Origin of the sequence: Pseudomonas sp. W22_MBD1_FP4, assembly GCF_052113765.1 — a bacterium.
Classification (GTDB): domain Bacteria; phylum Pseudomonadota; class Gammaproteobacteria; order Pseudomonadales; family Pseudomonadaceae; genus Aquipseudomonas; species Aquipseudomonas sivasensis.
On record NZ_JBGQOI010000003.1, the window covers coordinates 167,456 to 189,947 of the forward strand.

Consider the following 22,492-nt stretch of genomic DNA (forward strand, 5'->3'; position numbering starts at 1 on the left):
GCGAAATTGTGCAGCTTCGACTACCAGCAAGGCAGTCAGTTCGCCACTAAGCTGATTAGAGTGAGTTTGACGCCCGCCGTCTATCCCGGCAACCGGAAAGGGGCTGCATCCGAGGGCGGGAGCGCGTTAGGATGGCGCGAATTGCTCAGGCATAACGAGGAAGGGATATGACGGACACAGCAAAATCGACGCCGAGCACAATCGAAATTGTTCAGCGCGACAATGCCTACAAGGGCTTCTACCAGCTTGATCGCGTGCAACTGCGCCACGAAAAATTCGATGGCGGCATGAGCCGGGTGATCAACCGCGAAGTCTTCGTCCGTCACGACGCGGTGTGTGTCTTGCCGTACGACCCGCAGCGCGATGAAGTGGTGTTGATCGAGCAGTTCCGTGTAGGCGCCATGGGACGCAGCAACAACCCTTGGCTGGTGGAAATGGTCGCGGGCCTGATCGACAAGGATGAAGAGCCGGAGGAGGTTGCACACCGCGAAGCCGAGGAGGAAGCTGGGCTGACGTTCTCCGCGCTGTGGCCGATTACCAAGTATTTCCCGTCGCCCGGTGGCAGTACCGAGTTTGTGCATTTGTACCTGGGCCGTTGCGAGAGCGCCGGTGCAGGTGGTGTCCATGGATTGGAAGAAGAGGCAGAAGATATCCGCGTCACCGTCTGGGCCTTCGAAGATGCCCTGCAAGCGGTGCGCGACGGCAAGATTTCCAACGCAGCCAGCATTATCGCCCTGCAATGGCTTGCGCTTAATCGCGCGGAAGTGAGGGGGTTATGGCAGTAAAGGCACGGGAACGTTATCGAGTCGACTTGATCGGGCTGCAAGCCGCCTGCGAAGCCAACTATGCGCGGCTGATGCGCCTGTTGCCCGATATGCGCCACGCCCCCGAGGCACGGCGCATCGGCGTAACCCATGGCGACCAAATGCTCGGCGTACTGGCCCTGGAAGTTATCGTCAACTGTCCGTACACCACCACCCTGCGCGTTCGTCAGGAGCACAGCCTGCCTTGGCTGCCGGTGCCGCAACTGGAAGTGCAGGTCTACCACGACGCCCGCATGGCCGAAGTGATCAGCGCCGAACATGCACGACGCTTTCGCAGCATCTATCCTTACCCAAATGTGTTCATGCACCAGCCCGATGAGAAAGCACAGCTCAATGTGTTCCTCGGCGAGTGGTTGAGCCATTGCCTGGCTCTGGGTCATGAGTTTGAGGTCGTGCGGTAGATGTGAACTGCGTCTGCTTCCTTGGGTTTCCTCTTTGCGTTCTGCCCCAGCATAATCGCCCCAGTTGTCTATTCCTGTGATTGCCTTGGGAGAGCGCCTTGCCGAGCGTATCCACCGTGAACCCCGATGCGCCGGCGTTGCTGGTGCAACTGTCCGACAGCCACCTGTTTGCCGAGGCCGACGGCACGCTGCTGGGTATGAATACCCGTGAGAGCCTGCGGCGTGTAATTGAGTTGGTGTGCCAGCAACAGCCGCAAATCGACCTGATAGTGGCTACCGGGGACTTGTCCCAGGACGGCACGCTGGAGTCGTACCAGCAATTTCGCGACATGACCGCATCCATCGGCGCCCCTGCCCGCTGGATTCCCGGTAACCACGACGAGCCGCAAATCATGGCGCACGCCGCTGCGCACAGCGACCTGCTTGAACCGGTGGTGGATGTGGGCAACTGGCGCATCACACTGCTGGACTCTGCCGTACCGGGCTCGGTGCCAGGCTACCTTCAGGACTCGCAACTGCAATTGCTGGCCCAAGCCCTGAGTGAAGCCCCCGGCCGTCATCATCTGGTGTGCTTTCACCATCACCCAGTGTCTTTCGGCTGTGCGTGGATGGACCCCATCGGCCTGCGCAATCCCGAAGCGTTGTTTGCCGTGCTGGACCGCTTTCCCCAAGTCAGGGCAGTGCTCTGGGGGCATGTGCACCAGGAAATCGACCGCGAACGTAATGGCGTGCGCTTGCTAGCGTCGCCGTCTACGTGCATCCAGTTTGCGCCGGGCAGCGAGGACTTCAAGGTCAGTGAGCAGGCGCCGGGGTATCGTTGGTTGCGTTTGCATGCCGACGGGCGGCTGGAGACCGGGGTAGAGCGCTTGGTCGGGTTCGCGTTTACGGTGGATTACGGTAGCAACGGCTACTGAGATTTACCTGTAAACTGCGCGCTTTTGGCGCAAGCACGGAGAGCCCGGTATGTCTGCTTCGATCCTGTATATCCACGGTTTCAACAGTGCGCCGGCGTCCAACAAGGCCAGCCAGCTCATCACCGTGATGAACAGCCTCGGCCTGGCCGACCAACTGCGCGTGCCGGCGCTGCATCACCACCCCCGTCAGGCAATTCCTCAGTTGGAGCAAGCCATTGCCCAACTGGGGCGGCCACTGCTGGTCGGCAGCTCACTCGGCGGCTACTATGCAACCCATCTTGCCGAGCGCCATGGCCTCAAGGCGCTGCTGGTCAACCCGGCTGTGAGCCCCCATCGGATGTTCGACGGCTACCTGGGCACCCAGAAGAACCTCTACACCGATGAAACCTGGGAACTGACCCACGACCACGTCACGGCACTCGCCGAGTTGGAAGTGCCGGCACCCCAGGATGCTGCGCGTTATCAGGTGTGGTTGCAGACCGGGGATGAAACCCTGGATTATCGCCTCGCCCAACAGTATTACCGGGCCTGCGCCTTGCGCATCCAGGCCGGTGGCGACCACGGTTACCAGGGGTTCGCCCAGCAACTGCCGGCGCTGTTGAGCTTTGCCGGCATTGGCGCAGATCAGTATCAATCCTTCGATTTTTCGGCACTGTAATTGCCTTGAAAACCGCAGGTTACTTTTTAATCGAACGACTCACGACGAGACCCCATGGCCACTCCCAGCGCTAGCTCTTATAACGCCGACGCCATCGAAGTCCTCTCGGGCCTCGACCCGGTGCGCAAACGCCCCGGCATGTACACCGACACCAGCCGGCCGAATCACCTCGCCCAGGAAGTCATCGACAACAGCGTTGACGAAGCCTTGGCCGGGCACGCGAAGTCGGTGCACGTCATTCTCCACGCTGACCACTCCCTCGAAGTGTCCGACGATGGCCGCGGCATGCCCGTGGACATTCACCCGGAAGAGGGCGTGTCAGGCGTTGAGCTGATCCTCACCAAGCTGCACGCCGGCGGTAAGTTCTCCAACAAGAACTACCAGTTTTCCGGTGGCTTGCACGGTGTGGGTATTTCCGTGGTCAACGCCCTGTCGACGCTGGTGCGGGTCAAGGTAAAGCGTGACGGCAACGAGTACCAGATGACCTTCGCCGATGGCTACAAAGCCACCGACCTCGAAGTGATCGGCACCGTGGGCAAGCGCAATACCGGTACCAGCGTGTACTTCGCGCCGGACCCGAAATACTTCGATTCGCCGAAATTCTCCATCAGCCGCCTCAAACACGTACTCAAGGCCAAGGCCGTGTTGTGCCCGGGCCTGCTGGTGACCTTTGAAGATAAAGGCACCGGTGAGAAGGTCGAGTGGCATTACGAAGACGGCCTGCGCTCTTATCTGGAAGATTCCGTCAGCGACTTCGAGCGCCTGCCCAACGAGCCGTTTTGCGGCAGTCTGGCCGGCAATAAAGAAGCCGTCGACTGGGCGCTGCTGTGGTTGCCCGAGGGCGGCGACAGCGTGCAGGAAAGCTACGTCAACCTGATTCCCACGGCTCAGGGCGGCACCCACGTCAATGGTTTGCGCCAGGGCCTGCTCGATGCCATGCGCGAATTCTGCGAATACCGCAGCCTGCTGCCGCGCGGCGTGAAGCTGGCGCCGGAAGACGTGTGGGAGCGCATTGCGTTCGTGCTGTCGATGAAAATGCAGGAACCGCAGTTCTCCGGCCAGACCAAAGAGCGTCTGTCGTCCCGCGAGGCGGCGGCGTTTGTCTCTGGTGTGGTTAAGGACGCCTTCAGCCTGTGGCTCAACGAGCATCCTGAGCTGGGCTTGGCCTTGGCTGAACTGGCGATCAATAACGCCGGCCGTCGCCTCAAAGCCAGTAAGAAGGTTGAACGCAAGCGCATCACCCAAGGCCCAGCACTGCCAGGCAAGCTGGCCGATTGCGCGGGGCAGGACCCGATGCGCTCCGAACTGTTCCTGGTGGAGGGTGACTCCGCCGGCGGTTCCGCCAAACAAGCGCGGGACAAGGAATTCCAGGCGATCCTGCCGTTGCGCGGCAAGATTCTTAACACTTGGGAAGTCGACGGCAGCGAAGTCCTGGCCAGCCAGGAAGTGCACAACATCGCCGTGGCCATTGGTGTCGACCCAGGTTCTGCGGATATCGCCCAACTGCGTTACGGCAAGATCTGCATCCTCGCCGACGCCGACTCCGACGGGCTGCACATCGCCACGTTGCTCTGTGCCCTGTTCGTGCAGCACTTCCGCCCGTTGGTGGATGCCGGTCACGTCTACGTCGCCATGCCACCGCTGTATCGCATCGACCTGGGCAAGGAGATTTTCTATGCCCTGGACGAAGCGGAGCGCGATGGCATCCTCGACCGCCTGGTGGCCGAGAAGAAACGTGGCAAGCCGCAGGTCACGCGATTCAAAGGTCTGGGTGAAATGAACCCGCCACAATTGCGTGAAACCACCATGGACCCCAACACCCGGCGCCTCGTGCAGTTGACCCTGGAAGACTACGCCGCCACCTCGGAAATGATGGACATGCTGCTGGCGAAGAAACGCGCGCCGGACCGCAAGTCCTGGCTGGAATCCAAAGGCAACCTGGCCGAGGTGGTGGGCTGATGCGCACAGGCGTCGCCCTGGCGATCCTGATGATGAGCGGGCTGGCGGCCACCCCGGTGGTTGCTGCGCCCGTGGCAGAGCTCAAACTCGTGTCCGAGCACCCGGTGGATGGCATGCGCGGCGGCAATCTGTCGGGTCTGGCTGTGTGCGGCAAGGAATTGTGGACGGTTTCCGACCGTGACGACGATCAGATCTACCGTCTGGATATCAGCGCGCCGACCTGGCAGGCCGAAACGGTGAAAATCGAAGTGCCGCCCGTGCCAGAGTCCGGTCTGCCTTGGGGGCTGCGTTCGCGCACCACGGCTGCTTCGTTTATTCGCGGTGGCGACCTGGACTTTGAAGGCATCAGCTGCGATGTTGCCGGTAATCGCTACATCGTCAGTGAAGCCCATGCGGCAGTGCTGCAAGTGCCGGCCACCGGCGCACCTGAATGGCTGAAGATTGCCCCAAGCATGGTGCGTGAGGCCCGGGCCAGTGGCATGTTGCTGCACTTCAATGCGCTGTTTGAAGGCTTGGCGGTGAACCCTGAAGGCAATCAAATCTGGCTGGCGGCCGAGCGTGAGCGGCGTGGCTTAATTTCCATCAAGCGTGGGCAAAGCCTGTGGAGTTGTGAGGGCCCTTGCGTGTTGTTAAGTGAGGCCGGCCAGGAGGTACAACCGGCTAAATTCACCGACGCCAAGCCCGTGTCCAAGGATTTCGCTGATCTCTCCCTGTTCAACGGCAAGCTGTTTACGCTGGAGCGCAACGCGTTCCAGATTTGCCGGCGCGATGCGGTCACCGCCAAGGTCGAGCTGTGCTGGTCGTTTGCCGACGAAACCTTGGCGCCCGAGCGGCGTTATGCCCAGCCCTATGGTCTTGCCGAAGCCCTTGTGGTTGATGCTGAAGGCGCATGGCTGGGTATCGACAACAACTTCGGCCCTCGCGCCGATGGTGAAAAACGCCCGGTGGTCTATCGTTTTGCCGCCCCGGTCGGCGGCTGGAGTGCCCAGCCGTGAATGATCAAACACTTGAATTGACTCAGCGCAGCGGCATTTCCGCTGCGCCTTACCAAACAATGATGAGGCCCGCATGAGTGACATCCTCGCAGACAGCTTAGACGGCGTAGAACGCCGGTCGCTGGCTGACTTCACCGAAAATGCCTACCTCAACTACTCCATGTACGTGATCATGGACCGCGCGTTGCCGCATATCGGCGACGGCCTCAAGCCCGTACAGCGGCGCATTATCTACGCCATGAGTGAGTTGGGCCTGGATGCCGATTCCAAGCACAAGAAATCGGCGCGTACCGTCGGTGACGTGCTGGGTAAGTTCCACCCCCATGGCGACTCGGCGTGCTACGAGGCCATGGTGCTGATGGCCCAACCGTTCAGCTACCGCTACACGCTGGTGGACGGCCAGGGTAACTGGGGTGCGCCGGATGATCCCAAGTCCTTCGCCGCGATGCGTTACACCGAGGCGCGGTTGTCGCGTTACTCGGAAGTGCTGCTCAGCGAACTGGGCCAGGGTACTGCGGATTGGGGGCCGAACTTCGACGGCACACTGGACGAGCCTCTGGTGTTGCCGGCACGTTTGCCGAACATCCTGCTCAATGGCACCACCGGTATCGCGGTCGGCATGGCCACCGACGTACCGCCGCACAACCTGCGGGAAGTCGCCACCGCCTGCGTACGCTTGCTGGATGAGCCAAAGGCGACCGTCGAGCAGCTCTGTGAGCATATCCAGGGCCCGGACTACCCGACCGAAGCGGAAATCATCACGCCGCGCGCCGACCTGCTGAAGATGTACGAAACCGGCAAGGGCTCGGTGCGCATGCGCGCTGTGTACCACATTGAGGACGGCGACATTATCGTCACCGCTCTGCCGCATCAGGTGTCGGGCGCCAAAGTGTTGGAGCAGATTGCTGCGCTGATGCAGGCCAAACCGTCGAAACTGCCCCAGGTCGCCGACCTGCGTGACGAGTCCGACCACGAAAACCCATGCCGTATCGTGATCATCCCGACCAACAGCCGGGTCGATCACGAAGTGCTGATGCAGCACCTGTTCGCCAGTACCGATCTTGAGTCCAGCTACCGGGTCAACATCAACATCATCGGTCTGGACGGTAAGCCGCAGCTGAAAAACCTGCGCAACCTGCTGGTGGAGTGGTTGGAGTTCCGCGTACAAACCGTTCGTCGCCGCCTGCAATTCCGCTTGGACAAGGTCGAGCGCCGCCTGCACCTGTTGGACGGCTTGCTGATTGCCTATCTCAACCTGGATGAAGTGATTCACATCATCCGTACCGCCGAGCACCCGAAAGCCGAATTGATCGCGCGCTTCGAGCTGAGCGAGATCCAGGCTGACTACATTCTCGACACCCGCTTGCGTCAATTGGCGCGACTGGAAGAAATGAAACTACGCGACGAGCAAGACGCGCTCCTCAAGGAACAAGCCAAGCTGCAAGCCCTGTTGGGCAGTGAAGCCAAGCTGAAAAAGCTGGTGCGTACCGAGCTGATCAAAGACGCCGAAACCTACGGCGATGAACGTCGTTCGCCAATCGTGCAGCGTGCTGAAGCGAAGGCGCTGACAGAAACCGAACTGCTGCCAAACGAGAAAATTACCGTCGTTCTGTCGGAAAAGGGTTGGGTTCGTTCGGCCAAGGGGCATGATATTGACGCCACTGGCTTGTCGTACAAAGCGGGTGATGGTTTTAAAACCGCCGCGGCCGGGCGTTCTAACCAGTTTGCGGTGTTTATCGACTCGACGGGGCGCAGCTATTCAGTGCCGGCGCACACCTTGCCGTCAGCACGGGGGCAGGGCGAACCGTTGACCGGGCGTCTAACGCCGCCACCAGGGGCGAATTTTGAATGCGTGCTGCTGCCGGACGATGACTCGCTGTACGTCATCGCCTCCGACGCCGGTTACGGGTTTGTGGTCAAGGGTGAAGACCTGCAGGCCAAGAACAAGGCGGGGAAGGCATTGTTGAGCCTGCCGAATAACGCCAAGGTGATCCTGCCGCGACCGGTAGATGACCGTGAGAGCAATTGGCTGGCGTCGGTGACCACCGAAGGGCGTCTGCTGGTGTTCAAGATCAGCGATCTACCCCAGCTGGGCAAAGGCAAGGGCAACAAGATTATTGGTATTCCAGGGGAGCGGGTGGCCAGTCGCGAAGAGTACGTGACCGACATCGCGGTGATCCCGGAAGGTTCCACCCTGGTGCTCCAGGCCGGCAAGCGCACGTTGTCATTGCGCCCTGACGACCTTGAACACTACAAGGGCGAGCGTGGTCGTCGCGGTAATAAACTGCCTCGCGGCTTCCAGCGTGTGGATGCTTTGCTGGTGGAAACGCCGGTTTAAGGCGTATTAGAGCCCTCGATCTACGATTTAAAGCGTAGATCGACTCTTTGGCGCTGGAGTCATGGCGCATATTCACGGATGATATGGCCTTTCCAGCGCCGGCGTGGCCGAGCGTGTTTAGGTTATTTTTAGTATTACATTGTGGTTCGCCTTGTGGCAGCCACCTGGATGGGATGATGACTGCTCCACGCCTTCCTTTATTTTTGATGCTCGCTGGCCTTTTGGGGTTGGCGGGTTGCAGCACACACCAACCGGTGTCGCTGTACCAGCTGGACAGCGGAAGTCCGGCGCAACCTGCACAAAGTGCCGGTATGGCAGTTCTGCTGGGCCCGGTGGTCGTTGCCGACTACCTGCAACGCGAAACCCTGCTGCAGCGTCAGAATGACGGTAGCCTGCAAGGTTCCACCGATGGTCGTTGGGCGGGTAGCCTGTCTTCGGATATCAACCAGTTGGTATTGCGCCAAGTCGCGGGCCATCTCGATAGCCAGCGCGTGGTACTGGCACCCGCACCGACGGGTTTCAGCCCGGATGTGCAGGTGCTGCTGACCATTACGCGCCTCGACTCGGGTGTGTCGCAACCGGCAATCCTGGATGCACAGTGGCGCTTGATCGACCGTCGTGGCCAGGTGCGCGATAACCGTATCGTGCACCTGCAGGAAGAACACACCGGTTCCACGGCATCCCAGGTCCAGGCCCAGGGCGTGCTGTTGCAGCACTTGGCACAGCAGTTGTCGGTGGCCCTCAAACCACTGGCTAACCAGCCGCCGATTGCCGAGGCGCCGCGCAAGCAAGCTCCGGCGGTGCAGGCCAAGCCAGCAGAGCCGCAGAAGCCGAAGATGCCGATGGCTACGCCCATTCGTACGGATATGGAAGTGTTCAGGTTCTGATCTGAAACAACTCCAACAAAAAAGGCCCGCTGACTTAGCGGGCCTTTTTGTTTGTGGAGATATAAGTCACGGCGCAGATCAAGTGTGGAAGGGGGCTTGTCCCTGATAGCGTCGGTTCAGTTAATGATGTGCTAACTGATGCTCCGCAGTCGGGGGTAAGCCCCCTCCCAATTAGTTTGGCGGTGTTCTTCAGGGCTTGGAGCGAGTCTCATGCATGCGCGCCAACTGGCGTTCAAGCATCGAGGGATACGGCTCCATCAACCGCTCCACACAGCTTGCGCCTTCAGGGCTGGCAATCGGTCGGATGCGAGCGCGTTGGCGGATCAGCGTGTCTTCACTGATCTTGCGCTCCACTAGCAGCAGGTTGCGGCTGTGTTGCGACAGGGCCAGGGCGTCTTGGGCGATTTCGGTCAGCAGCAGGTCGATCTGGCTCATGCCAAACAGGTCGTCACCGACCGTCAAGCCAAGTTGCAGTTGCAGCGTGATGCCGCTGTCCGCCACTTCGATCTGCAGGGCATGGCCCAGGGCGCGCAGCAGTTCGCCGCAGCAGATGGCGTTGGTCAGGTAGTCTTCGCCGCTGTCTTCGCTGTGGAACAGCATCAGCGTGCTGCCATCGTTCAGGGTGTGCAGTTCGCTCTGGTACAGCGAGGCCGCTTGGTCGAGGCAATCGCGATAGCGTTCCAGCAGTTCCGTCAGGCGTGCGCGGGGCAGGCGGCGCAGTTGGTCCTGGGCACCCAGTTGCACGGCCAATACGGCGCTGTGCTGGGGCTCGGTGTTCCTCGCAGGTACCGGTTTCGGCGCGACGGCCGGGCTGTTGGCCGAGGTGTCGCGCAGGTCGGCGAACGGGTCTTCATCGTCCAGCTCGTCTTCTTCAGCCTGGATGACCTTGCGTGTTGCAGGCTTGAGGCCTGCCACCGGGGTGCTTTCGTCGAAGCCAGGATCACGCAGGTCGCGCACTTCAAACTCGGGCTCGTCGTCGTAATCGGTGTCGTCGAACTCAGGTTCCGGCTCCACTTCACGAACCACTGGCTCCGGGGCGAAGCTGGCGTGGAGTTGGCGGGCGAGGTCGCCGATTTCGTCCTGGCGGTCGGTGGCTGGCGTGTGTTCGTCGATATCCCGTAACCAGATGCGCAGTTGCATCAATGGCGTAGAAATGTGCCGACCCAGCCGCAGGCTTAAGGCCAAGGCCAGTGCCAGCAGGATTGCGCTGAGGATGCCCATGCTTTGCAGGCTGATGGTCATCGGCTGCTGGAATTGCTGCATGTCCAGGCTGATGCGCAGTTGACCGGCCTTCACATCCTGGAACGTGATGTTGCTCTGGTACAGTCCTTCGGCTTCACCCAGCAGGCCGTTTTTCGGGCGTTGCCCGGCTTCGGCCATGATCCGGTTGTCCACGCTGTAGATGGCGGCGTGGGCCACCAGCGGGTTTTTGGTCAGGTTGTTGAGCAGCACGTTGAGGCTGAGGATGTCGTTGGACACCAACAGCTCAGTCGCCGAGGTGGCGGTCTGGGTCGTCAAGCTCTCGCCCAGGGCGTCGGCTTGCTCGTGCATGGCCTGTTTGAACTGCAAACCCATCACGCAGGCGTAGATCACCAGGGCCAAGGCCACCAGGATCACGTTATGGCTGGCGATGCGTAATGCGATCGGTACACGGCGGTGGCGCAGTGCCCGGAAGATCAGCAGGAAGAAGTTATCGGTTTTTACTGGCGTGGGCCGGTTCACTTGCGCTCGGCTCTCGGTCCGTGAAGTTGACGCGCAGTATAGCGACAGGCCTAGGACCGGCAAAGCGCTGGCTGTGCCCGATGGTCACTGAAAGTGGGTAGAATGCGGTTTTTTTCCAGCCTGGGGGTGCGCCTTGCGCGAAATTGTCCTGATTAACATCACCGGTGAAGACCGCCCGGGTCTTACCGCCGCCATTACCGGTGTTCTGGCCCAGGGTGGTGTGAACATTCTCGACATTGGCCAGGCAGTGATCCACGACACCCTGTCGTTCGGCATCCTGGTGGAAATCCCCAGCACCGAACAGGCCTCGTCCGTACTCAAGGACATCCTGTTTACGGCGTATAAGCTGGATCAACAGGTGCGTTTCACCCCTGTTTCCGAAGACGACTACCAGCATTGGGTGGCTGGCCAAGGGAAGAAACGCCATATCGTCACGTTACTGACCCGAAAGGTCACCGCCGAACAACTGCAGCGCGTCAGCTCCATTACCGCGCAGTATGGTTTGAATATCGACCATATCGACCGTCTGTCGGGGCGCATGCCGCTGGACACGCCGGCAGATCAGGGCAAGGGCTGCATCGAGTTCTCCGTTCGCGGCGAGCCGGCCGATCCGCAGGCCCTGCGCGCCGAATTCCTTAGCGTGGCCCAGGAGCTGAATGTCGACATCGCGTTCCAGGAAGATTCGCTGTTCCGTCGTAACCGTCGCCTGGCGGTATTCGACATGGACTCCACGCTGATCGAAGCCGAAGTCATCGACGAACTGGCCAAAGCCGCCGGCGTGGGCGAGCAGGTTTCCGCGATCACCGAGCGCGCCATGGCCGGCGAGCTGGACTTCCGCGCCAGCTTTAAGGAGCGCCTGGCACTGCTCAAAGGCCTGGATGTCAGCGTGCTGGACTCCATCGGCGCCTCGCTACGCCTGACGGAAGGTGCCGAAACCCTGTTCGCCGAACTCAAGCGTCTGGGTTACAAGACTGCGATCCTGTCCGGCGGCTTCACCTACTTTGCCAAGCAATTGCAGGCAAAGCTGGGCATCGACTATGTGTTCGCCAACGAGCTGGAAGTGGTCGATGGCAAGGTGACCGGCGTCGCGGTCGAGCCGATTGTCGACGCGCAGCGCAAGGCGGATCTGCTGAAGGAATTGGCACACAAGGAAGGTTTGCGTCTGGAGCAGACCATTGCGGTCGGCGACGGGGCGAATGACTTGCCGATGCTGGCGATCGCCGGTTTGGGTGTGGCGTTCCGCGCCAAGCCATTGGTCAAACAATCGGCCAAGCAGGCGATTTCGACCTTGGGGTTGGATGGCGTGCTCTATCTGCTGGGCTTTCGCGACCGCGACGGTCAGCTGTAACTGACTAAATGTGGGAGGGGGCTTGCCCCCGATGGCAGTGGTTCAGTCACTGATGTGTTGACTGATTCCCCGCTATCGGGAGCAAGCCCCCTCCCACATTGGGTTCGGTGTCAGGCTTTAGGTAAAGCGATACCCTGGCCCATCTGCACTGGCGAACCCGCCACCAGTTCTTCAGCCCACTTCACCTGATCCGGCCCAAACAGCACAATCGCGGTCGAACCCAACTTGAAGCGACCCAGCTCCGCACCTTTCTCCAGATGAATAGGCGCACGCGCCGCTTCGTCGTAGCGGAAGGTTTTCAGTTCGCGCTTCGGTGGGGTCACCAGGCCAGCCCATACGGTTTCAATCGACGCGACGATCATCGCACCCACCAACACGACGGCCATCGGACCGCGTTCGGTGTCGAAGATGCAGGCAACACGCTCGTTACGCGCAAACAGCTCCGGCACATTTTCGGCGGTGGTCTGGTTCACCGAGAAGATACGGCCCGGGATGTAGACCATTTCCCGCAGGGTGCCAGCCAATGGCATGTGCACACGGTGGTAGTCCTTCGGCGACAGATAAACCGTTGCGAAGTCCCCGCCCATGAACGGTGCCGACAAGGCCGCATCGCCACCCAGCAACTCCAGCACGCTAAAGCTATGGCCTTTAGCCTGGAACACACGCCCATGCTCAATCGGACCAAGCTGGCTGACCGCGCCATCGGCGGGGCTGAGCACCGCGCCTGGGGCTTGGTCCAGCGGGCGCGCGCCATCTTTGAGGGCGCGTGTGAAGAAGGCGTTGAAGTGCTCGTAGGCGGTCACGTCTTCAACCAACGCCTGGGACATGTCTACTTGGTAGCGTTTAGCGAACCAGGTGGTGAAAGCGTTCTTGAACCAACGCACGCGGCACTCGGCAATGCAGCCAGCGAGGCGCGACAGCAAATGGTGCGGCAGCAAGTACTGGCTGAGGATAAACAACTGCTTTTTCATAACTGTCCTTAAACCTTAAATCTCAACGGGGGTGTCGGGGTGGTTGCCCCATTCGCCCCAGGAACCGGCATAACCTTTGACTCGGGGATAACCGAGCGCCTTGGCCACCAGGTAGGTGAAGCCAGAGCGGTGGTGAGTCTGGCAGTGGGTGATGATTTCTTTATCTTTCGTCAGCCCGAGGTCTTCGAGGATCTGCGGCATGTCGCGGCGGATACGCAGGTTGCGTGCCTTGTCCATGCCGGCAGTCCATTCGAAATTTACCGCGCCGGGGATGTGCCCGCCTTTGGCGGCGAGTACCTTCTCGCCGGAATATTCCAGCGGGCCGCGTGCGTCCCAGATACCCAGGTCGGCCGCGCCGAGACGGCTTTGCAGGTATTCGCGGGTGGCCGTGGGACCGTCATGCAGCGTGAGGCTGACGGGGCCGCCGGCGGGGCCAGGCACTTCGGTGGAAACGGGGTATTTCTCCTCCAGCCAGGCCAGCAGGCCGCCGTCGAGGTAGTGGTATTTCTGGTGGCCGATTACGTCGAGCAGCCAGATAAAACGCCCGGCCCAGCCGCCGCCTTCGTCGTCGTACACCACGTAGGTGGCGTCGGGCGTGTGGCCCAATTCGCCGAAGAGTTTTTCCAGGTCGGCTTTATTGGGCAGCAGGCCGGGAGCCGGCGGCTGGCCCAGTTGGGTGCGTTTGGGGTCAACGAAATGCGCGCCGGGGATATGCCCTTCGGCGTAGCGGGCGGCACTGGTGAGGTCCACCAGAATCAGGTGTTCGGCATCCAGTTGACCGAGCAGGTCGCTGGATTCGATCACCAGCGGCAAGCCAGAGAAGTCAGGCATGTGAGGTCTCCTGGGCACAAATGTTGGCGATAAAGGACGGCGATTGTAGCGCAAGCATCAGGCGCTGCGGTTGGTAAAGCTGTGCAGGGCTTTCTCTATGCACTGGGCGGTTTTGCCGAAAGCCTGCACGGTGGTTTCCGAAAACGGTCCGCCGCCCTGGTCGGCGACCATCAGCATTACCACACGGCCGTTGCAGCTCATCGAACGCAACAGCAGGTGTTCGCCTGTGAACAGACGGCGCAGGATCGGCGGCAGCAAGGCCGAGAACTGCGCGTGGTTGTCCGGCGTGAGGCGTACTTGGGCGGATTTCTCCAGCAGGCGCTGTAGCAGCGTGCTGTTGACCACGTCCAGGCTCAGGTTGGCGGCGTCTTTGGGCAGACCGTCGGCCTGGTGCACGCGCAAGGTGCTCAGGGCGCGATCGGCCATGAACAACAAGACTCGCTGCATGCCGCTGGCCACCAGAGCTTCCTTGGCGCAGGTGGTCAAATGCATGGCGTTGGCAAAGCGGCTTGGTTCCAACAGCAGTTCGGTGCAGCGGTTACGCCACACGGCCAGGGCCTCGGCAGTCGGTGGCGGCGCCGGCAGCAGGCCGCGATGAATCTTCTGCACATTCCACGGCCAGATCAGCGACAGCGCCGGGTGCCAGAGGTCGGGCATTAGAGTGCTGCGGGCGCTGGTGACGGCTTGTTGGTGAGATTGTTGCTGCACTTCAGCCAGCGGTTGCTGCAAATACAGCGCGGTAAGGTATTGCCAGCGTTGAGTGTGCGGGCAGGTCCAGGACTCTTGGGCTGACATCGCCAGGCCGTTGGCTAGCAGCACGGTATTGGCCGGCTGGTTCAGCCAACGGCGCAGGTTGGGTTCGGCGTCTAGCAATTGCTGATGGCGCAACGAGTCGTCTTCACGGGCGATATGAAGTGCCTTGACCAGCAAGCGTTGCTCGTTCAACAGCAGGTTATAGCCCTGGGATACCCAGATCGGTAGGTGCCAGGCTTCGGTCAGGCCGAGGCACAGGTCCAGCAGGCGCACGCCGAACAGCTCCTGCTCGACTTTGCGTGCAGGCTCGCCCTTATGGATGACACGCAGTTCCCACTCTTCAAGGAGCTTGGGGTAGGCAACGGCCATCGGCCACAGCGGCGACAGAAACAGCAGGCTACCCCAGTGGATGTCTTGCCAAAGCCGCGCCAGACGACTGCCGAACAGACCGTTGGCTTGCTGCGACGCGTGCTGGCTCACCAGCAACAGTTGACGCAATGCTACGGGAATCTCTTGGGCGGGCACCGAGGGCAGGCGCGCCAGCAGTTCCTCGGCGCGCTTGAGGCCCAGGCGGTTGAGCGCTACTTCGAGGTTTTCCGCCGGCTCCGCCAGGCTGCCATGGTTATGGCTGTTGGCCTCGCGCATGACGCTGAGTACCAAAGCCGGGCTGTTTTGCATCAGCTCGGCAATATCTCGCAACGAACTGCGGCTGTCGCGGATGGCTTTGCACACACGGTCGTGGCTGGCCTGGGGAACTGGCAGCAGCACGTCGTCCAGGCGCTTGATCCAAGCGGCGAGAGAGATAGGTCTTACAGATGGGACTGTCGTTTCATTAGCCATGATTGGGGCGCGATCATCACTTGCGGTCAACACGCCCGGAGCGGGCCGAACTGGCTTTTCGCCTTAACGGGCTATAGTCTGGCGCAGTTTTGCCGATAAGAGGAACAAGAGTTTTCCAGTTCCCCCAAATATGTCCATGAACCCGACGGCGCAAGTACTCATCTCCTATGGCTAAAATTATCGGCATCATCGTCGTCTTCGCGAGCGTGCTCGGCGGGTACGTCCTGTCCCACGGTAAAATTGCGGCACTGATCCAGCCTTTCGAGGTGATGATCATTGGCGGTGCTGCACTGGGCGCTTTCCTTCAGGCCAACCCCGGTTACATGACTATGCACGTGGTCAAGAAATCGCTGGCCATGTTCGGTTCGCGCTTCACTCATACCTTCTACCTGGAAGTGCTGGGCCTGGTGTACGAGATCCTCAACAAGAGCCGCCGCGAAGGCATGATGGCCATTGAGGCCGACATCGAGGACGCCTCTGCCAGCCCGATTTTCGCCAAGTACCCGGCCGTGCTCAAAGACGAGCGCATGACCGCCTATATCTGCGATTACCTGCGCATCATGTCCTCCGGCAACATGGCTCCCCATGAGCTGGAAGGCCTGTTCGACATGGAATTGTTCAGCCTTAAAGAAGAGCTGGAGCATCCTTCCCACGCCGTGACCGGTGTGGCCGACGGCATGCCCGGCTTTGGTATCGTCGCGGCGGTACTCGGTATCGTGGTGACCATGGCCTCCCTGGGCGAGGGCGATCAGGCGGCCATCGGTATGCACGTAGGTGCGGCGCTGGTGGGTACCTTCTTCGGTATTCTCGCCGCTTACGGTTTCTTCGGCCCGCTGGCCACCTCCCTGGCTCACGATGCCAAGGAAGAAATCAACCTGTACGAATCGATCAAGGCCAGTCTGGTAGCGTCCGCGTCCGGCATGCCGCCATCGTTGGCAGTGGAGTTCGGTCGCAAGGTCTTGTACCCGAAGCATCGCCCAAGTTTCGCCGAGCTGGAACAAGCGGTTCGCGGTCGCTAAGCCATGGAAAACAACCAGCCGATAATCATCAAGCGCGTCAAGCGCTTCGCTGCGGGGCACCATGGCGGCGCCTGGAAAATCGCCTTCGCCGACTTTGCGACGGCGATGATGGCGTTCTTCCTCGTGCTGTGGCTGATGTCGACCGCCACGCCCGAACAGAAGATCGCCATCGCCGGTTACTTCAAAGACCCGATTGGCTTCTCGGAGAGTGGCACGCCCTTTGTGATCGACCTGGGCGGCTCGCCGCAGTTGGCCCCTGAGCGCACCATCAATCCAGAGGTCAAGACCGAATCGCCTCAGGAGAACATCCCGATCGAGCGCGACACCGTCGAGAGCATGGCTGAACAGGTTGAGCAGGAACGCCTGGAGCTGTTGCTGCAAGAGTTGCAGACCAAGGTGGATGAAAATCCGCAGTTGCTGAAATTCAAGGATCAGATCTCGTTCGAGATCACTCCGGAAGGCTTGCGCATCCAGATCACTGATGCAGCCAACCGGCCGATGTTCGATTCCGGCAGTGCGCGGCTGAAGCCGTACTTCGAAGACATCCTGCTGGCCATGGCTGACACCATCAAGGCAGTGCCGAACAAGATAAGCATCAGCGGCCACACGGACGCCAAGCCGTATGCCGGCCAGGGTGACTTCGGCAACTGGGAACTCTCGGCCAACCGCGCCAACGCTGCCCGTCGTGCGTTGGTGGCAGGCAGCTACCCCGACCCGCAAGTGGCGCGCGTGGTGGGTTTTGCCTCCTCGCAGCTATTTGAACCCAAGGATCCGTTCAATCCGATTAACCGGCGCATTGATATCGTCGTGCTGACCAAGAAGGCTCAGCGTGCGATTGAAGGTGATCAGCCACCTGTCGTGCCAACCCCAGGTGCGGGCGCGCCGGGCGAAGTGCCGGTTGACCCGAATGCCATTCCGTCAGGGCAGGAGCCGTTGCCGGCCCATGAACTGCGGCAGAAGCTGAACCTGTTTGACGATGGTGGGATGAAGGATCCTACGGCGCCTAAGACGGGCTCGTAAGTTCTTTTGCGGTTGTGATGAGCGGGGCAAGCCCGCTCATCACCAAAAGCCCGCTCACCCGCAACGCGGCGGGCGGGCGATTTAGTAACTGCTCTCGGGCAAGCTCGCAATAATCGACCGATAGCTGTTCATCCGCTGCTGCTGCACACGGCCATCGTCCAGGGCCTTGAGCAACGCACAGCCCGGCTCGCGGTCATGTTTGCAGTCGCGGAAGCGGCACGTACCGATCAGGTCGTTGAACTCGATAAAGCCCGCTTCCACATCGCTGCGGCTGACGTGGCCGAGGCCGAATTCGCGAATGCCTGGGGAGTCGATCAGCTCACCGCCGCCGGGGAAGTGGAACAATCGCGCGGTGGTGGTCGTATGAGTGCCCTGTCCGGACAGTTCCGACAGCGGGCCTACACGGGTGTCTACTTCCGGCAGCAGGCTGTTGACCAGCGATGACTTGCCAACGCCCGACTGGCCGACAAACACACTGATGCGTCCGTCCAACTGCTGTTGCAGCTGTTCCATGCCGTTGCCGTGGTGAGCCGAGACTTCCAGCACTGGGTAACCCAAGGTGCGGTAGACCGCCAGCAGCGCATTGAGCGCTGGGGCGTTCTGTTCGTCGATCAGGTCGAATTTGTTCAGCAGCAACAGCGGGCGAATACCAGCATGCTCAGCCGCCACCAAATAGCGGTCGATCAGGTTGGCGTGGGGCTCGGGCAACGGTGCGAACACGATCACGATCATGTCGACGTTGGCCGCTACCGGCTTGAGTTGGCCGCGGCTGTCAGGACGACGCAGTTCGGTAGTGCGCGGCAGTTGGGCGACGATCACGCCGATGCCCTGGTTGCCGGCGCGCCACACCACCTTGTCGCCGGTGACCAGTGCAGGCAGGTTGGCGCGCAAGTGGCAGCGGGATACTTGGCCTGCGAGTTCGCCTTCCAGCGCCTCGACTTCGACCTGCACACCAAAGTGCGCGATCACCAAGCCCGTTTGCTCGGGGCCCAGGTCGCCGCCCTCGAGCGCTTCCACGGCGGAGGATTCACGTTTGGCGGCGCGTGCGGCGCGCTCACCTTGAATCTTTTCGATGCGCCAGTTTTGGCGACGGTTGAGCTGGCGTTTGGCCATTGGTGTTCCGTGTCGATAATGCAAAGGTTGGGTGAAACGGTCGCGAGTCTAGCACGGCCCCGCCTGCTAAACTGCGCAGCTACGCCAAGGTGCCAAGAGAATCAAGCCATGCAAAACCCACAGAACCTGATTTGGATCGATCTGGAAATGACCGGTCTGAACCCTGACACCGACGTCATCATCGAGATGGCGACCATTGTCACCGACAGCAACCTCAACACCTTGGCCGAAGGTCCGGTGATCGCCATCCACCACAGCGACGCCGTGCTCGCCACCATGGACGAGTGGAACACCCGCACCCATGGCAACTCCGGCCTGACTCAGCGTGTACGCGACAGCCGAATCAGCATGGCCGAAGCCGAAGCCGAAACCATCGCCTTTCTGGAACAGTGGGTGCCCAAGGGCAAATCGCCGATCTGCGGCAACAGCATCTGCCAGGACCGCCGCTTCCTTTATACCCACATGAAGGCGCTGGAAAGCTACTTCCACTACCGCAACCTGGATGTGTCCACGCTCAAGGAACTGGCCGCGCGCTGGGCGCCGGAAGTCAAAGACAGCTTCCATAAAGGCAGCACCCATCTGGCGCTGGATGATATTCGCGAGTCGATCGCCGAGCTGCAGCATTACCGCAAGCATTTCATCAAGGCTTGAAATGGGGGCGGCTGACCGGGCGCCATCTCAGACAAGCCAGCTCCCACAGTTGAATGTATTCCCAGGTCCAAATGTGGGAGGGGGCTTGCCCCCGATGCAGGCAACTCGTTTTATCGCCAAGCGCCCCCTTTTGGTGCCATCAGCAAATGATTAGACTGCCGGCCTCTTTGCAAGGATCGCCATCATGCTGCTGATGCTCTACCTCATCGCCATCACCGCCGAAGCCATGACCGGTGCCTTGTCGGCTGGTCGGCGCGGCATGGACTGGTTTGGTGTGGTGCTGATCGCTTGCGTAACGGCGCTGGGCGGCGGCTCGGTGCGCGATGTGCTGTTGGGGCATTACCCACTGACGTGGGTCAAGCATCCGGAATACCTGGTGCTGACCTCGGTGGCGGCGCTGGTGACGATCTTTATCGCGCCGCTGATGCGTCACCTGCGCTCGCTGTTTCTAGCGCTGGACGCCGTAGGCCTGGTGGCCTTCACGCTGATCGGCTGCATGACTGCATTGGAAATGGGCCACGGCATGCTGGTGGCCTCGGTCAGCGGGGTGATCACCGGCGTCTTCGGCGGCATTCTGCGGGATATCTTCTGCAACGACATTCCGCTGATCTTCCGCCGTGAGCTGTACGCCAGCGTGTCATTCCTGGCCGCCTGGTTCTACTTGCTCTGTCTGTATCTGGAATTGCCCAGCGAGCAGGCAATTCTGCTGACCCTGTTCAGCGGCTTTCTATTGCGCCTGCTGGCGATCCGTTTTCACTGGGAAATGCCCAAGTTCGTCTACAACGACGACGTGCACTAGCGCGTAGCGTGTTGGTTCAGCGCCCATTCCACATGTTCGCGCACCAACTCCGACGGGTAATCCCTGCGTGCCTTCAAGGCTTCCAGCACCGGAATGCTTGACGGCGCATTGCCCAGGCCCACCGCGAGGTTGCGCAGCCAGCGCTCGTAGCCCGCGCGGCGCAGGGGTGAACCTTCGGTGCTGCTGAGGAATTTATCCTCGTCCCACATAAACAGTTCGGCCAGTTCTGCGTTATCCAGGTTATGCCGTGGCTTGAAATCGCCCTCCGCGGTGGATCGAGCGAAACGATTCCACGGACAAACGATCTGACAGTCATCACAACCGAACACCCGATTGCCGATCAATGGGCGCAGGTCTTCAGGGATCGCGTTCTTCAGTTCAATGGTCAGGTAGGAAATGCAGCGCCGGGCGTCCAGCACATAGGGACCGACGAAGGCATTGGTTGGGCAGATATCCAGGCAGGCGGTGCAGCGGCCACAGTGTTCGGTGCTGTGTGGCTCATCGACCGGCAGCGGCAAATCGACGAACAGTTCGCTGAGGAAGAAATAACTGCCGGCCTTGCGGTTGAGTACCAGGGTGTTTTTACCGATCCAGCCCAGGCCGGCTTTTTCGGCGATGGCTTTTTCCAGTACGGGGGCGCTGTCGACGAACGCACGAAAGCCAAATGGGCCGATCTGTGCCTGAATGCGGTCGGCCAGTTGCTGTACGCGCTTACGGATCAGTTTGTGGTAGTCGCGGCCCAGGGCGTAGCGCGAGATGTAGGCTTTTTCCGGCTGGGCCAGCAGTTGCGCCATTTGTGTGTCGCCAGGCAGGTAGTCCATGCGCAGCGACACCACGCGCAACGTGCCGGGCACGAGCTCGTCGGGATGGGAGCGCTTGCTGCCATGGGCGCCCATGTAGTCCATCTCGCCGTGGTAACCCGCGTCTAGCCAACGTTGCAGGTGCTGTTCATGCTCGGCCAGGTCCAGGCCGCTGATGCCGACTTGTTGAAAGCCCAGTTCGCGGCCCCAGTCTTTGATCGATTGGGCGAGGGCGGGCAGATCAGAGGTAATAGCGGGCATGAGACACGGGAAACCACAGGTTAGATGCGTATAATTCTGCCAGACATCGGAGCTTGAAGACGCATGCCGCAGACAAAACACGAAATAACCGACGTTCAGTCCTTGTTGCACGGCCATTTGCCGCAACTGGCTGCGCGTTCCTCGGACGCCCATAAAGGCCAGTTCGGCCATTTGTTGGTCATTGGTGGCGACTGCGGCTTTGGCGGCGCTGCGCTGTTGAGCGCGGAAAGTGCCTTGCGCAGCGGCGCCGGCATGGTGTCCCTGGCCACTCGCCTTGAACACGTGCCTGCCGCGTTGGCCCGCGTGCCTGAGGTCATGACCGTGGGCGTGAGTTCGGCGAACCAGCTTATGGGCTTGCTGGAAAAAATCTCGGTAATCGTTATTGGTCCGGGGTTAGGTGAGGCGTCCTGGGGTAAAAGCCTGCTATCGGTTGCCGCCAACGCGCTGCTGCCGCAGGTGTGGGACGCAGACGCGCTGAATCAGCTGGCTACCGGCAATATGAGTCTTCCGAGCGGTAGCGTGATTACGCCGCATCCGGGCGAGGCTGCGCGCTTATTGGGCATTTCTACAGCCGAGGTTCAGGCCGATCGCCTTAAGGTGGCGCGCGCGTTGAGCCAGAAATTCAGTGCAGTGGCTATCCTCAAGGGTGCTGGCAGTTTGATTGCCTGCCCCGATGGACGTGTTTCCCGTTGTGATCAGGGGCATCCAGCGATGGCCACAGCGGGCCTTGGCGATGTACTGGCCGGGCTGGTGGGCGCGTTAATGGCCCAAGGCATGCCTGCTTATGAAGCGAGCTGCCTGGCTGTGTGGTTGCACGCTACGGCGGGGGACCGCCAGGGCAGCCTGGGTCGCGGCTTGGCGGCCAGCGACCTGATACCGGCCATTCGTCAATTGTTGGAGGAGCAGTCGCCGTGCCTGAAGTAATCCTTTTCCTGGCCAATGAAGACGCCATGGTCGCGTTCGGTCATCGTATTGCGCAGGTCACGGGCGCAGCGGGGCTCATCTTTCTCGAAGGTGACCTGGGGGCGGGCAAGACGACGTTGTCCCGAGGCATCATTCGCGGTTTGGGGCACGCAGGGGCGGTGAAAAGCCCAACGTTCACTTTGGTCGAGCCCTATGAGATCGGTGCGTTGCGTGCTTTCCACTTCGACCTCTATCGTTTGGTCGATCCCGAAGAGCTGGAGTACATGGGCATCCGTGATTACTTTGACGAAGACGCACTGTGCCTGATCGAGTGGCCAGATAAAGGCACAGGCTTTTTGCCAAAGCCGGACCTGACCATTACCATTACGCCGCGTGAATCAGGACGTCAGCTGAGGTTGTTGCCCCAGAGTGCGCGCGCAGAGTCGTGGTGCGCCGCTTTGGCATTGGAATTCAAATAATTGGTG

Annotated in this window: 21 protein-coding genes; 15 read left to right on the plus strand and 6 right to left on the minus strand. The window is 60.6% G+C overall.

Going from position 1 to position 22,492, the window contains the following annotated elements:
* The first annotated feature begins 167 nt into the window (after positions 1 to 167).
* The 8 genes from ACEN2T_RS05895 (at position 168) to ACEN2T_RS05930 (ending at position 8,976) form a co-directional block, all read left to right on the plus strand.
* Entirely contained in the window at positions 168 to 785 is a 618-nt protein-coding gene (locus tag ACEN2T_RS05895) for an NUDIX domain-containing protein (protein WP_032890443.1), read from the plus strand.
* Positions 776 to 1,225 (plus strand): DUF1249 domain-containing protein, encoded by a 450-nt coding sequence (locus tag ACEN2T_RS05900; RefSeq protein WP_003171323.1) that lies wholly within the window; start codon positions 776 to 778, stop codon positions 1,223 to 1,225. The genes ACEN2T_RS05895 and ACEN2T_RS05900 overlap by 10 nt, the downstream gene beginning before the upstream one ends.
* Before the next feature lie 98 nt (positions 1,226 to 1,323).
* A complete protein-coding gene (gene cpdA, locus ACEN2T_RS05905; protein ID WP_032890445.1) occupies positions 1,324 to 2,139 on the plus strand; it encodes a 3',5'-cyclic-AMP phosphodiesterase in 816 nt (271 codons plus the stop codon).
* Between the two features lie 49 nt (positions 2,140 to 2,188).
* Entirely contained in the window at positions 2,189 to 2,797 is a 609-nt protein-coding gene (locus ACEN2T_RS05910; RefSeq protein WP_032890447.1) for a YqiA/YcfP family alpha/beta fold hydrolase, read from the plus strand.
* Positions 2,798 to 2,851: 54 nt separating this feature from the next.
* Positions 2,852 to 4,756: a DNA topoisomerase IV subunit B gene (parE, locus tag ACEN2T_RS05915; RefSeq protein ID WP_032890449.1), complete on the plus strand. Its 1,905-nt coding sequence runs from the start codon at positions 2,852 to 2,854 to the stop codon at positions 4,754 to 4,756.
* Positions 4,756 to 5,751, plus strand: coding sequence for an esterase-like activity of phytase family protein (locus ACEN2T_RS05920; RefSeq protein ID WP_442116447.1), 996 nt, complete (start codon positions 4,756 to 4,758; stop codon positions 5,749 to 5,751). Before parE ends, ACEN2T_RS05920 begins: the two co-directional genes overlap by 1 nt.
* A gap of 73 nt (positions 5,752 to 5,824) precedes the next feature.
* On the plus strand, positions 5,825 to 8,089 hold the full coding sequence (gene parC, locus ACEN2T_RS05925) for a DNA topoisomerase IV subunit A (protein ID WP_339483372.1): 2,265 nt from the start codon (positions 5,825 to 5,827) through the stop codon (positions 8,087 to 8,089).
* A 176-nt stretch (positions 8,090 to 8,265) separates the two neighbouring features.
* Positions 8,266 to 8,976: a PqiC family protein gene (locus ACEN2T_RS05930; protein WP_032890454.1), complete on the plus strand. Its 711-nt coding sequence runs from the start codon at positions 8,266 to 8,268 to the stop codon at positions 8,974 to 8,976.
* Between the two features lie 189 nt (positions 8,977 to 9,165).
* Here the strand turns inward: ACEN2T_RS05930 and ACEN2T_RS05935 are convergent, their stop codons facing one another.
* Positions 9,166 to 10,698 (minus strand): AhpA/YtjB family protein, encoded by a 1,533-nt coding sequence (locus tag ACEN2T_RS05935; RefSeq protein WP_032890455.1) that lies wholly within the window; start codon positions 10,696 to 10,698, stop codon positions 9,166 to 9,168.
* Between the two features lie 133 nt (positions 10,699 to 10,831).
* On the opposite strand from ACEN2T_RS05935, the gene serB reads away from it, so the two are divergent.
* A complete protein-coding gene (gene serB, locus ACEN2T_RS05940) occupies positions 10,832 to 12,046 on the plus strand; it encodes a phosphoserine phosphatase SerB (RefSeq protein ID WP_032890457.1) in 1,215 nt (404 codons plus the stop codon).
* 110 nt (positions 12,047 to 12,156) lie between these two features.
* On the opposite strand, the gene asd is transcribed toward serB, so the two are convergent.
* Genes asd through ACEN2T_RS05955 form a run of 3 tightly spaced genes read right to left on the minus strand, consistent with a single transcriptional unit; the run spans position 12,157 to position 15,441 of the window.
* Positions 12,157 to 13,017, minus strand: a complete 861-nt coding sequence (asd, locus tag ACEN2T_RS05945; protein ID WP_442116448.1) for an archaetidylserine decarboxylase — start codon at positions 13,015 to 13,017, stop codon at positions 12,157 to 12,159.
* A gap of 15 nt (positions 13,018 to 13,032) precedes the next feature.
* A complete protein-coding gene (locus ACEN2T_RS05950; RefSeq protein WP_442116449.1) occupies positions 13,033 to 13,848 on the minus strand; it encodes a rhodanese-like domain-containing protein in 816 nt (271 codons plus the stop codon).
* Between the two features lie 57 nt (positions 13,849 to 13,905).
* Positions 13,906 to 15,441: an HDOD domain-containing protein gene (locus ACEN2T_RS05955; protein ID WP_032890462.1), complete on the minus strand. Its 1,536-nt coding sequence runs from the start codon at positions 15,439 to 15,441 to the stop codon at positions 13,906 to 13,908.
* Between the two features lie 167 nt (positions 15,442 to 15,608).
* On the opposite strand from ACEN2T_RS05955, the gene motA reads away from it, so the two are divergent.
* Both motA and motB read left to right on the plus strand, forming a co-directional pair.
* A complete protein-coding gene (gene motA, locus ACEN2T_RS05960) occupies positions 15,609 to 16,460 on the plus strand; it encodes a flagellar motor stator protein MotA (protein WP_032890464.1) in 852 nt (283 codons plus the stop codon).
* Positions 16,461 to 16,463: 3 nt separating this feature from the next.
* Positions 16,464 to 17,480 carry a flagellar motor protein MotB gene (gene motB, locus ACEN2T_RS05965; RefSeq protein WP_181644096.1) on the plus strand — a complete coding sequence of 339 codons (1,017 nt, stop codon included), beginning with the start codon at positions 16,464 to 16,466 and terminating at the stop codon, positions 17,478 to 17,480.
* 81 nt (positions 17,481 to 17,561) lie between these two features.
* Here motB and rsgA read toward each other — a convergent pair whose 3' ends face one another.
* Positions 17,562 to 18,593, minus strand: coding sequence for a small ribosomal subunit biogenesis GTPase RsgA (rsgA, locus tag ACEN2T_RS05970; RefSeq protein ID WP_095186071.1), 1,032 nt, complete (start codon positions 18,591 to 18,593; stop codon positions 17,562 to 17,564).
* A gap of 108 nt (positions 18,594 to 18,701) precedes the next feature.
* On the opposite strand from rsgA, the gene orn reads away from it, so the two are divergent.
* Together orn and ACEN2T_RS05980 are read left to right on the plus strand one after the other, a co-directional pair.
* Positions 18,702 to 19,244: an oligoribonuclease gene (gene orn / locus ACEN2T_RS05975; protein WP_024073074.1), complete on the plus strand. Its 543-nt coding sequence runs from the start codon at positions 18,702 to 18,704 to the stop codon at positions 19,242 to 19,244.
* A gap of 181 nt (positions 19,245 to 19,425) precedes the next feature.
* Positions 19,426 to 20,043 (plus strand): trimeric intracellular cation channel family protein, encoded by a 618-nt coding sequence (locus ACEN2T_RS05980; RefSeq protein WP_172681530.1) that lies wholly within the window; start codon positions 19,426 to 19,428, stop codon positions 20,041 to 20,043.
* On the opposite strand, the gene queG is transcribed toward ACEN2T_RS05980, so the two are convergent.
* Entirely contained in the window at positions 20,040 to 21,104 is a 1,065-nt protein-coding gene (gene queG, locus ACEN2T_RS05985) for a tRNA epoxyqueuosine(34) reductase QueG (protein WP_032890472.1), read from the minus strand. The two genes, ACEN2T_RS05980 and queG, sit on opposite strands and share 4 nt — an antisense overlap.
* A 63-nt stretch (positions 21,105 to 21,167) precedes the next feature.
* Between queG and ACEN2T_RS05990 the strand changes: the two genes are divergently transcribed.
* Both ACEN2T_RS05990 and tsaE read left to right on the plus strand, forming a co-directional pair.
* Positions 21,168 to 22,028 (plus strand): NAD(P)H-hydrate dehydratase, encoded by an 861-nt coding sequence (locus ACEN2T_RS05990; protein WP_442116450.1) that lies wholly within the window; start codon positions 21,168 to 21,170, stop codon positions 22,026 to 22,028.
* Positions 22,016 to 22,486: a tRNA (adenosine(37)-N6)-threonylcarbamoyltransferase complex ATPase subunit type 1 TsaE gene (gene tsaE, locus ACEN2T_RS05995; protein ID WP_442116451.1), complete on the plus strand. Its 471-nt coding sequence runs from the start codon at positions 22,016 to 22,018 to the stop codon at positions 22,484 to 22,486. Before ACEN2T_RS05990 ends, tsaE begins: the two co-directional genes overlap by 13 nt.
* The last annotated feature ends 6 nt before the right edge of the window (positions 22,487 to 22,492 follow it).

What these genes read in the sequence shown, in the direction of transcription:
- ACEN2T_RS05910 (WP_032890447.1), top strand. Translation starts at nt 2,189, where the DNA reads ATGTCTGCTTCGATCCTGTATATCCACGGTTTCAACAGTGCGCCGGCG.
- parC (WP_339483372.1), top strand. Translation starts at nt 5,825, where the DNA reads ATGAGTGACATCCTCGCAGACAGCTTAGACGGCGTAGAACGCCGGTCG.
- orn (WP_024073074.1), top strand. Translation starts at nt 18,702, where the DNA reads ATGCAAAACCCACAGAACCTGATTTGGATCGATCTGGAAATGACCGGT.
- ACEN2T_RS05895 (WP_032890443.1), top strand. Translation starts at nt 168, where the DNA reads ATGACGGACACAGCAAAATCGACGCCGAGCACAATCGAAATTGTTCAG.
- ACEN2T_RS05955 (WP_032890462.1), bottom strand. Translation starts at nt 15,441, where the DNA reads ATGGCTAATGAAACGACAGTCCCATCTGTAAGACCTATCTCTCTCGCC.
- rsgA (WP_095186071.1), bottom strand. Translation starts at nt 18,593, where the DNA reads ATGGCCAAACGCCAGCTCAACCGTCGCCAAAACTGGCGCATCGAAAAG.
- ACEN2T_RS05900 (WP_003171323.1), top strand. Translation starts at nt 776, where the DNA reads ATGGCAGTAAAGGCACGGGAACGTTATCGAGTCGACTTGATCGGGCTG.
- queG (WP_032890472.1), bottom strand. Translation starts at nt 21,104, where the DNA reads ATGCCCGCTATTACCTCTGATCTGCCCGCCCTCGCCCAATCGATCAAA.
- ACEN2T_RS05930 (WP_032890454.1), top strand. Translation starts at nt 8,266, where the DNA reads ATGACTGCTCCACGCCTTCCTTTATTTTTGATGCTCGCTGGCCTTTTG.
- parE (WP_032890449.1), top strand. Translation starts at nt 2,852, where the DNA reads ATGGCCACTCCCAGCGCTAGCTCTTATAACGCCGACGCCATCGAAGTC.
- motB (WP_181644096.1), top strand. Translation starts at nt 16,464, where the DNA reads ATGGAAAACAACCAGCCGATAATCATCAAGCGCGTCAAGCGCTTCGCT.
- motA (WP_032890464.1), top strand. Translation starts at nt 15,609, where the DNA reads ATGGCTAAAATTATCGGCATCATCGTCGTCTTCGCGAGCGTGCTCGGC.
- asd (WP_442116448.1), bottom strand. Translation starts at nt 13,017, where the DNA reads ATGAAAAAGCAGTTGTTTATCCTCAGCCAGTACTTGCTGCCGCACCAT.
- ACEN2T_RS05990 (WP_442116450.1), top strand. Translation starts at nt 21,168, where the DNA reads ATGCCGCAGACAAAACACGAAATAACCGACGTTCAGTCCTTGTTGCAC.
- ACEN2T_RS05950 (WP_442116449.1), bottom strand. Translation starts at nt 13,848, where the DNA reads ATGCCTGACTTCTCTGGCTTGCCGCTGGTGATCGAATCCAGCGACCTG.
- ACEN2T_RS05920 (WP_442116447.1), top strand. Translation starts at nt 4,756, where the DNA reads ATGCGCACAGGCGTCGCCCTGGCGATCCTGATGATGAGCGGGCTGGCG.